Genomic DNA, 10,006 nt, shown 5'->3' with positions numbered 1-10,006 from the left:
CCTTTCGGAGCCGGGTTACAGCCGGATGCATTTGGCCACTTTGCTACCCCTCCATATTGCTTAGTGTATAGGTTGCTTAATTATTATATCTAAAAAAATACAATTTTTGCAAAAAAAATAAAGGCAATTACCTTTATCGAAAACTTTTTACTTAATTTCCATTGCAACACCATTGTTAGTAAATGTTTTTGTTGGGTTTCCATCTCCATCATTACCTCAAATTTCATCAATTAATTCTGGATAATCTACAAATGGATTTCTATTCCCTTGAATTTTTGCAACTTCCCTATTCCTTTGGATGTCAAATTTATCAACTGGATCTTCTTTTGCTCACTTTATGTAAAGCTTTAAGAAGTTGTTGTGAATGAACGGGAATGCTGGAGTAAACACTTTCTTCGCTTGAACATGAGAAACAATTCTTTCGTGATATGAAAGCGCAAAGTAAAGATAAGCTCTTGCAATGTCTCCTTTAAATTCATCAATAGGTTCAAACACTTGCCCTCCATAATTTGCGTTAGTGCCTAATTTAGAACCATTTTTAGATGTGAAACTAGCATTATTCGCAAGCGCATGAGGATAATTAGAACGCATTCCATTAACCTTACCATCTGTTGGTCATACAAATTGTGCATCATTACGCATAGGACTTTTCTTACCAAATCAAGATTGTGGAATTACATGTTCTCTATTGTACATATCACCTTCCACATGGTAGTTTCCATCGTTATTACCTAATATATAGTTGTAAGGATCTTTACCAGTTGGATTTTCAGAATATATGTCAATGAATGTTTTATCTTTATCATAGATATCATCCAGGAAAGCTTTCTTGTATGTATCGTACAACTGCCCATATCCTCTATGAACAATATGCTGACCTTGAATTTCATGAAGTTTCTTCATTAATGCTTCACCTTTTAAGCCTTTGGCCGCTGCGTAATAGACATCACCAGTATTGTAAGTAATATCACCTATTTTTTTAGGATTAATTTTTACATCCGGTTGGGGTTGTTGAGTTTTTGAATTGTTTGATGCTGCGTTCTCAATTTTCAAGGCTCATGAAGCAACTGCATAATATTGAAATTTATTTAATTTTAAAAATGCTTTTTCTGCAATGTTATCAATTTGCTTCAGTCTATTATCTTGTATTAAATAAGCAAAACCATCTTCTTTGATTGATTTCTTAATGATAGCTTCAGCTTTTTCGCTAGTTAAAACAATATCGTGTTTTTGTGTTTTTCCTTTAAACCCCATTGGATAAACAGGATTTTTATATCTATCACTAGTCTGAGCAATTGCACCAGTTATAGTGGTTGGAGAAAGCCTTTTAGAAAAACGATTTTTAATAAACTCATTAATTAGAGATTTATCATAGGGTGATTTCTTTTTGGTTTCTTTCGCATTCGAATTATTACCCGTTTTTCCTTCGGTTTGTCTTGCATCGTTCGAATTTGTTTCTTTGTTTGTTGCTTTGTTTTTTCCACATGAAATAACCGCGGCTATAGGAGTCGCTACAATTGCAAGAGAAGCAAGACCCATCATTATTTTTTCATTGGTTTTCATATTAATATATATCTCCTGCATTAGTTGTTGGTGCAGGAACCACAACACCTAAAACCTCTTTTGTATAATCTAATAAATCCTGATATTTAGGATCTATTGATTTTAAATCAAATACTCATAAAGGGTCATTGTGAAACTTAAAGTTTGGAATCAACGACTTGATATAGTCAGCTGCAAAATATCATTTTCCAGCAACTTTTACAAATGCAAAAACATAATCTTTACGACGTTTTCCGTTTTTACCTACATTTATAGTTGCAAACTCTTCAACTCCTGAAGTTAAAGTTCTTGAAGTTAGATTTTTATAAAGTGGACTCTTTTTATTGAACTTAGGTATCATCATTCCAACCATTACAAAGTAATCATATTTATCCCCTGGCTTTTTAAATCCTTTGTGCTTAACACTTAAAGGGTAAGAATTTGAACCTTTAGAGAATTCCCCTTTCTTATAATGATGCACATCAGCGTTGTTTGTTTCAATGTATTTTTTAATTAATGCTTGTGCTTTTGTTGCATTTGAAACCGGTATTGTTTTTGCTGCTTGGATTGCATTCACATATTTTTCTAACTTGGTGAAGTCAGCTTTAATGCCATATTGTGCAAATTGTTGTTTTAGAATAGAAACAGCATCAACTACAACAACATCTTTTTTCAATTCTTTAATAAATTGACCAGCTTGTTTTTCATAGTTATTCAAAACTTCTTTAATAGTATTAAAGGATTTTGTTGTTTTCGTGTCTATATAACCCTTGGGATATAAATAGAATTTACCATCTCTTATTTCACCTTGTTTATAAATGTTTTGTTTAAAGTTGGAAGGCTTTTTAGGCATTGTTTTGTTTAAATCTTTATTAGTTAAATTTAATATCTCAGGATTAAATCCAAAATGTTCTAAATGCCCCTTGATTTTAGTTATAAATTCTTTTGCAGTTTTTGCAAAAACAGGTCTCACTCCATGTCCATTATCAAAACCAAATACTTTAGTTGTTTTTGTATCTGAAATCAAATCTTCTAAATTTTGTTTTTCTTCTAAGAGTAATTTTTTATATTCGTTAGTTAATTCAATATCTTGTTTTGTTACTTTAGTTGTTGTTATTTTGGTTTGTTTCTTTGTGTGTGACTTATCATCCTTTTTATGGGTTCCATTAGGAATAAGAACTAAGAACTTCTTATATGGAAATCCTTTTGCGTTTTTTTCTCCAGAACTTATATTTGCGACCTTACCCTTAATTTCTCTCATACCATCTTGATATCCCAACGAAGATATCACTAAATGTTGTTTGTTCTTTATTGCTTTCACGATCATTTGATCTACATCAGCTGAAGGTGATTTATAATCAAATCTTCCGATTTCACCAGTATATGTAGAAGGGAAAATTGCGTTTTCATATATTTTTGTTGATGAACCACTTTTTCTCTTTGCCGTTGCAATTGCTCCTTTTGGAGCTGCTTTCCCATTAGCGGATGTTTTGGCAGTTACCGGTTCTACAACTTCCATTCTGTAATGTGAATTTTCTTGTTTCATCGTTGCTTTAATAGCTTCTTCATATGTAAACCCTTTTGTTTGTGTATCATTTCTATCATTATTCCCGTTATTTGAATCGGTTCCTTCACTTCCTTTTGAAGTAATCTTAGTTTTATTGTTTTTATCTGAACCACAAGATATAACTGTGGCGATTGGCGTAGCAACTGTAGCGATAATTGTTGCACCACTTAAAAGTATTTTATTTGTTTTTTTCATTTTTTCTCCTTGGGGTGTGATTTCTTGTGATAAAAAGAACAAACATAAACAAAGGATGGATATTTTCCACTCATTTGTTTACATTTGTTCCCCCTTTTACAAGGTTAGTCGCTGTAGTAATTGAATTAGGTTCAATGCGGAATCTCCTGACCAAATTTCAGGATTGTACGAGCTAACAATTCAATTATATATATTGTAATTACTAAAGGTAATGTGTGTAATATTAAAATAACAAAAAAAATTAAGCCTAAAGCTTAATTCTATTATTATTCATCGATTTTTTTAATGTGATCAATTGAAAGTTCAGTTGGTGTTGCTCTATCAAATAGTGTTAATTCAACAACTACAACAGCTCTTTCTTCATCATATTTAACAATAGGTCCTTTAAGTCCTTTTGTAGCACCTTCGATAACTTCAACAATTGTTCCGTTTTCGAATTTAGGAGCTGTAAGTTTACCAGCTTTGTAATCTTCGAAAGCTTGTTTAACTGATCTATCAATACGCTTAATTTCTAAATTAGAAACTGGTGTAGGTTTTGTTCTTTGACCTGATGATCCAACAAGACACGATGAATCATGCTTCATTAGTCATAACCATTTTTACAAAAATGTAACCTGGGAACATGTTTCTTTCTTTAAATTTACCTGATGGTGTGATGTGTGGAACCATTGCCACTTTAAATTCTGAAATTACTTCTTCAAGTGATTCAGAAACTACCCTATTTTTTAGTGATTCAACAACCTTTTCTTCTTTTCCTCTGATTGTTGTAACCATATATCATTTCATTTCGTTTTCCATTTATAAACCAACTCCTCATTTATCTCACAATGTTGTGAATCCTAGTGTAATTAAAAATAATACTATAGCTGCAATTGCAATAAATATAAGTGTAACTCAAAAAGTTTTTCAGGCAACACTACCGCTAGGTCACCTTACTCTTTTTAATTCCTTAAAAAAACCTTTAACATTATCTTTTGCCGCAGTTCTTCTAGAGACTTCTCTAGGTTTCTTAACTTTTTTTGGCTTAGGTTCTTTTGCAGGTTTCATCTTACTCATTTATTTTTCCTCTTTATGCAGAGTTTGCGCATTACATTTTTTACAAAATTTATTTTTAGTTAATCTTTCAGTAACTGACTTTGGTGTTGAGTAATTACGTGAACGACAAACTTCACATGCTAGTATAACTTTTTTTCTATTCATGGGGTAATTATACCAATAATTAGTGGTTTAAGTTGTTTTATTTGTTTTATTTATTGCAATTGCTTTTTAATCTTCCTTTTAATTTCTATTAAAGCTCTCTCAACAATGTATCTAGAAACATTATGTTCTCTAGCTACAAAACTAATACTTTTACATGCTTCAAACAACGATAAATAAACAGAGTATTCGAATGGTTTTAAAACACTAAAATCCAAATGACTTTCTGTGTCTGGCAATGAGAAACACTTAACACTATACTTTCTGTCTAATAATTGTGTTCTTTGATTTAGAACTTTGTATTTATGAGTATTGTGCTTTCTTGATTCATTAAAAATAACGTGTTTTAATCTTATACAAAGAAAGGTTTTTAATTTTAGATTGTATTCCGGATTGTATTCAGCTATAAAAGTTGGAATTCTGGACAAAAAAATGTTTTTCACATCCTCTTTTTCGAGAGGGGTTGCTGAAAAACTTCATTGGTTATTGGCTATAACTAAATCAAATGCTTCATTGTAATCCAAAAGCATTTTATTTATGATTTCTGTATTTGACATTTTTTTCAAATTTTCAATTTCTTTTGATAACATATCTCTCCTTTTATAGGTTAGATAATAATATACCAGTTGCAACTGAAACGTTAAGTGATTGCACAGTACCTTTCATAGGTATGAAGACATTTTGATCTGACTGTTTTAAAATCGCTCTTGAAACACCCTTACCTTCATTCCCTACTACTAATGCCATAGGTGTGTTGAATGTAACTTTATCAACAGGTGCACCTTTTTCGATTGCTGTTGCATATATTCAAATATTAGCGTCTTTAATTTTCTTGATTGCAGTTTGCATTGAATCTACACGTACAATTTTAACTCCAACATATCCTCCAGATGATACTTTTAGAACTGTTGGTGTAACTTCCACTTGTCTATCTTTTGCGATAACAATGTGTTTGATTCCAAATGCGTTAGCGGATCTTAAAATCGCACCGAAATTATGCGGATCTTGTACTCTATCTAAAATCAAGAATTTTTCTGGATTATCCTTTAGCAGATCATCCAATGTGAAGTAGTTAAACTCTTTTAGTTCGGCGATGAATCCTTGATGATTCTCTTTTGTAAGTTTATCTAGTTCTCTTTTTGATGTTATTTGAACTTTGATATCATTACCAATCTTCCTATCTAGTGGCTTAAGCAGGTAAACCTTACTTAACGGTAACTCATTTTCTAGTGCGTCTAACACTGAATTTTTACCACAAATTAATTTTCCCATATTGTTCCTTTCACAAGTGTTTTACACACTTAAATGATTCCTTTTTCTATTAATTCTTTTCTATATTCATCAGCTTTTTCGTAATCTTTTGCGTTTCTAGCTGCTCCTCATTTTTCGTGAGTTGCTTTTGTTTTTTTAGAAACTTCATCTTCTTTTGTTGTTAGACCAAGTAATTGCATATTAGCCATTAACTCTTGACCTGCTTTAACATCACCACTATTGAAAGCTTTAAGATTTGCAAATAATTTTTCCATTGCTTTTGAAAAATCTCATTCTGTAATATCTACTGAGATTGTTTCATCTTCAATATCTATTTTTCCTTTAAGTTGAGCTTGTTTAAACCCTTTTATTAGTTGTTCGTATTTTTTCTCAACATTATCTAATAATTCTTTAGTTAAGTTGATTGGCGCTGTTGGTGAAGTAGTTAAGAATAATAATCTTAAAACAGCTGGATTTGTTTCTTCAAAGAATTCCATTGCATCTTTGACATTACCAAGGGATTTGGACATTTTTGAACCATCAACATTAATGTGTCCTGTGTGTTTTCATTTTGTTGATATAGGGGCTCCTACAAGAGATTCAAATTGAACATTTTCATTTTCGTGATGTGGGAATATTAAGTCGATCCCTCCACCATGTATATCCAACGTTCCTCCTCCAAATTTTTGTACGAAGTAAGCACATTCTGTATGTCAACCTGGACGTCCTTTTCCTCAAGGGGAATTAAATAGAACTCCTTCTGTTGTTTTCTTTCATAAGGCGAAGTCACCTGGGTGTTTTTTATTCCCAGCTTCTTCAAATCTCATTTCATCAAGATTTCTATTTGCGATTGTTCCGTAATTCTTTTGACTAGTTACATCGAAGTAAACATTACCATCTAATTCATATGCTGAACCGTTTTCAACCATTTCTTCTATGAATTTAACCATACCCTTGATGTTATCCGTAACATTTGGCATTACTGTTGGGGTTTGCACATTAGCCTTTTCAAGTAATGTCATGTAAATTTTTGTATACCGTTTTGAAATCTCTTTCTCAGTCACACCCTCTTCAATTGCTTTATTAATTATTTTGTCATCGATATCTGTAATATTATGAATAAAGTTAATCTTAGCACCTTGTGCTTTCAAGGAGCGAATGAATATGTCGAAAGTAATGATTGGACGCATATTACCTATATGCGGATTATTATAAACTGTCGGACCACATACATAAATTGTTTTTTTCATAGCTTTTTCTCCTTCGTCTCCGTATCCATTTTGCATTTTCTTTTCAACTAATGGACCTACCATTTTATAAGTTAAAGTAATAATCATAACATTTGAAAGTATCTTAATTGGTGATGTCATTAGGTGACCCACATACGATACTCCATAAGACACTCCTAATGATTGACTATCTGCTAAAGGTGTCATTAGTGAGTTATGAACTTCAAGAATCGCAGCAAACATAATAATTGGTGCAACCATTTTAAATAATTTTGGTTTTTTGATAAATCTTAAAATTGTGTGAACAATCATAAGAACAACCATTCCACCACAAGCTAGTAATTGAAGAATTCATCTTGTTTTAATCGGTGATTTAGATGCTTCTAATGTTTTTTCCGGAATAAATTGAATACCAACAAATACACTGGTAGCTAATACAATAAGAACGATCAGTGTTGCAAAGTAATGTGTATTAATAGATCTTTCTTTTCTAACCATGAAGAAATAAACAACTCCTGGAACAAATCCGGACATAGCCATAATAAACGTATACGCTGGATGATAGTATGTAGGCAACATGGCAAATGATAGTAAGTCAGCTATAACACCTGTTATTGCCCCGATAATAGGACCAAATAAATAACCTGTAATTTTTACTGGCAACCCACCAAAAGCAACTTTAAATGAAGGGAATGTTGTAATCGCAAATAACTTTGACCCAATAATTACGAAAGCCACAGATGCAGCTACAAGTATTGATACGTAGGCGATTTTCTTATTATTTCATTTAAACATATCTAAATTATAAAGAAAATAAAGGAAAGACCACAAAGAAAACCAATACTTCACATAGTGAAGGTTTTAAAAGATATAAAAAAACACCTAACTCAGTAGGTGATTTTAATTGATTATTTGTGGTATTTTGAACCTGATTTGATTGAGAATGCTCTAAATAATTGCTCAACAAGCATTACTCTGAACATTTGGTGTGGGAATGTCATTGGAGAGAAGTTTAATTTCTCAGAGAATTGAGATTCATCAACACCGTATGATCCACCAACAACAAATGTGATGTTATCTGTTTCTGTAAATTTAGCTGAAAACTCTTCTGATGAATATTGTTTCCCTTTTAGTGAACATAAAACAACTCTTGAATTTTTAGGTATTAGAGATTGGATAATCATTGTTTCTTTTTGTTTTACTACTTCGATATTTCTATCATTAACGGGTTTAACTTCTGATAGTCTTACGTGAGCGTAAAATCCTAATTTTTTAAAGTAATCTTTGTAAAGAGTTTTTCATTCTTTCCCTAGAGTACCAACTGCGATAATATTAATTTTCATTTTCTTCTCCTTTTCTATGCCTTAAATTCAAGTGGAACATTAGCATTTGTATATCTGCTGGATTAATCCCAGAAATACGTGAAGCTTGACCAATAGTTGTAGGTCTAACTTTATTTAATTTTTGTCTAGCTTCAGTTGCTAAGTTTGCAATAGTGTCATAGTTAAGATCTTCAGGTAATTTCAACTTTTCAAGACGAAGCATTTTCTTCGCTTGAGTTAGTTGTTTTTGAATATAACCTTTTAATCTAATTTGAGTTGTTAGTTCATGAATATATTTAAAGTCAGTTACGTCTGAAGGGTTAATTTCAGGTCTTGAAATAACTTGTAATAAAGAAGGGCCAGATGTTATGTTGTGCTTTTTAGCTAATTCAGCATTTGAAGAAAGATATGTATTTGTTAATCTTTCAATTTCATTATCGATTGATTTATATTTTTCAACTACTTTTGCATATTCTTCATCGGTAATTAAACCAACTTGATTACCAAGGTGAGAAAGACGTTTATCAGCATTGTCATTTCTTAGTAATAATCTATACTCAGCTCTTGAAGTTAACATTCTATAAGGTTCTCTTGTGCCCTTTGTTACAAGGTCATCAATAAGAACACCTAAATAACCAGCATCCCTAGTAATAATCATTGAATCCTTACCTTCTAACTTAAGTCCAGCATTAATTCCGGCATATAAACCTTGTGCTGCTGCTTCTTCATAACCTGAAGTTCCATTAACTTGTCCAGCGAAGAATAATCCTTCGATGTGTTTTGCTTCAAAAGATCTTTTTAATTGAAGTGAATTAATAGCATCATACTCAATGGCATATGCTCATTTAACTACTTCAGCATTTTTCATACCAGGGATAGTTCTTAACATTTGGTCTTGAACATCAATTGGCATAGAAGTAGATAACCCATTTACATAAATTAAGTCACCTTCTTTTGTTTCTGGTTCGAAGAATATTTGATGTCTTGGTTTATCTCTAAATCTAACGATTTTATCTTCTATTGAAGGACAATATCTTGGTCCTACACCATTGATAAGACCTGAGTACATTGAAGATCTTTTTACATTAGCATCAACAATTTTATGTGTCTCTTCATTTGTATATGTTATTCAACAATGTATTTGTTTATCTAATTTAACACCAGATTTGTTTGAGAATGTGTAATCAGAAACAGGAAGGATTTCTTCTTCAACTTCTGAGAAATCTATTGATGAAGTTAGAACTCTTGGTGGAGTCCCTGTTTTTAATCTAATTAATTCAAATCCATTTTCTTTTAACGATTCGGAAAGTTTGTTTGTTGTTCTTTGCCCGTCTGGTCCACCAACATTTTTATCAGAACCTCTAAGGATATAAGAATCCATATAAGTACCAGTTGTAATTACGACAACTTTTGCAGTAATTATTGTTCCATCTTCTAATTTAACACCTGTTATTTTTTCATCCTCAACTATTAATTCGGTTACCATATCTTCAATTACATCTAAATTTTCTAATTTTTCAGTTGCTTCAAACATTAGTTCAGAATATAAATCCTTGTCAATTTGAGCTCTTAACGCTCTAACTGCAGGACCTTTTGATTCATTTAGCATCTTAATTTGGATCATTGCTTTATCTGAGAAATACCCTTGCATTCCTCCTAAGGCGTCAATTTCTCTAGTTAAAATACCTTTTGCTGGTCCACCG

11 protein-coding genes are annotated in these 10,006 nt (G+C 31.7%); all 11 read right to left on the bottom strand.

What is annotated here, in order from left to right:
* Window positions 1-147: 147 nt before the first annotated feature.
* Window positions 148-1,563: an HNH endonuclease signature motif containing protein gene (locus tag C4B25_RS03820; RefSeq protein ID WP_168380699.1), complete on the bottom strand. Its 1,416-nt coding sequence runs from the start codon at window positions 1,561-1,563 to the stop codon at window positions 148-150.
* Between the two features lies 1 nt (window position 1,564).
* Window positions 1,565-3,304, bottom strand: a complete 1,740-nt coding sequence (locus C4B25_RS03815) for a hypothetical protein (protein WP_131613721.1) — start codon at window positions 3,302-3,304, stop codon at window positions 1,565-1,567.
* A gap of 266 nt (window positions 3,305-3,570) precedes the next feature.
* On the bottom strand, window positions 3,571-3,888 hold the full coding sequence (gene nusG, locus C4B25_RS03810) for a transcription termination/antitermination protein NusG (RefSeq protein ID WP_131613719.1): 318 nt from the start codon (window positions 3,886-3,888) through the stop codon (window positions 3,571-3,573).
* Window positions 3,821-4,102: a transcription termination/antitermination NusG family protein gene (locus tag C4B25_RS03805; RefSeq protein ID WP_131613717.1), complete on the bottom strand. Its 282-nt coding sequence runs from the start codon at window positions 4,100-4,102 to the stop codon at window positions 3,821-3,823. The genes nusG and C4B25_RS03805 overlap by 68 nt, the downstream gene beginning before the upstream one ends.
* A complete protein-coding gene (secE, locus tag C4B25_RS03800; protein ID WP_131613716.1) occupies window positions 4,103-4,360 on the bottom strand; it encodes a preprotein translocase subunit SecE in 258 nt (85 codons plus the stop codon).
* Window positions 4,361-4,504: a 50S ribosomal protein L33 gene (gene rpmG, locus C4B25_RS03795; protein ID WP_131613714.1), complete on the bottom strand. Its 144-nt coding sequence runs from the start codon at window positions 4,502-4,504 to the stop codon at window positions 4,361-4,363.
* A 50-nt stretch (window positions 4,505-4,554) separates the two neighbouring features.
* Window positions 4,555-5,091, bottom strand: coding sequence for a hypothetical protein (locus C4B25_RS03790; RefSeq protein ID WP_131613712.1), 537 nt, complete (start codon window positions 5,089-5,091; stop codon window positions 4,555-4,557).
* Between the two features lie 10 nt (window positions 5,092-5,101).
* Window positions 5,102-5,773 (bottom strand): 23S rRNA (guanosine(2251)-2'-O)-methyltransferase RlmB, encoded by a 672-nt coding sequence (gene rlmB / locus C4B25_RS03785; protein ID WP_131613710.1) that lies wholly within the window; start codon window positions 5,771-5,773, stop codon window positions 5,102-5,104.
* Between the two features lie 29 nt (window positions 5,774-5,802).
* Window positions 5,803-7,776 carry a cysteine--tRNA ligase gene (gene cysS, locus C4B25_RS03780; protein ID WP_131613708.1) on the bottom strand — a complete coding sequence of 658 codons (1,974 nt, stop codon included), beginning with the start codon at window positions 7,774-7,776 and terminating at the stop codon, window positions 5,803-5,805.
* A 113-nt stretch (window positions 7,777-7,889) separates the two neighbouring features.
* On the bottom strand, window positions 7,890-8,324 hold the full coding sequence (locus tag C4B25_RS03775; RefSeq protein WP_131613707.1) for a 23S rRNA (pseudouridine(1915)-N(3))-methyltransferase RlmH: 435 nt from the start codon (window positions 8,322-8,324) through the stop codon (window positions 7,890-7,892).
* Window positions 8,314-10,006: tRNA uridine-5-carboxymethylaminomethyl(34) synthesis enzyme MnmG (gene mnmG, locus C4B25_RS03770; RefSeq protein ID WP_131613706.1), on the bottom strand; the 1,693-nt coding region annotated here is incomplete at its 5' end. The genes mnmG and C4B25_RS03775, both read right to left, overlap by 11 nt.

It is taken from the genome of Mycoplasma todarodis, assembly GCF_004335995.1.
GTDB lineage: Bacteria > Bacillota_I > Bacilli_A > Mycoplasmatales > Metamycoplasmataceae > Mycoplasma_K > Mycoplasma_K todarodis.
The sequence above is the reverse complement of the archived record's forward strand: the minus strand, read 5'-3'. Positions and strand labels throughout refer to the sequence as shown.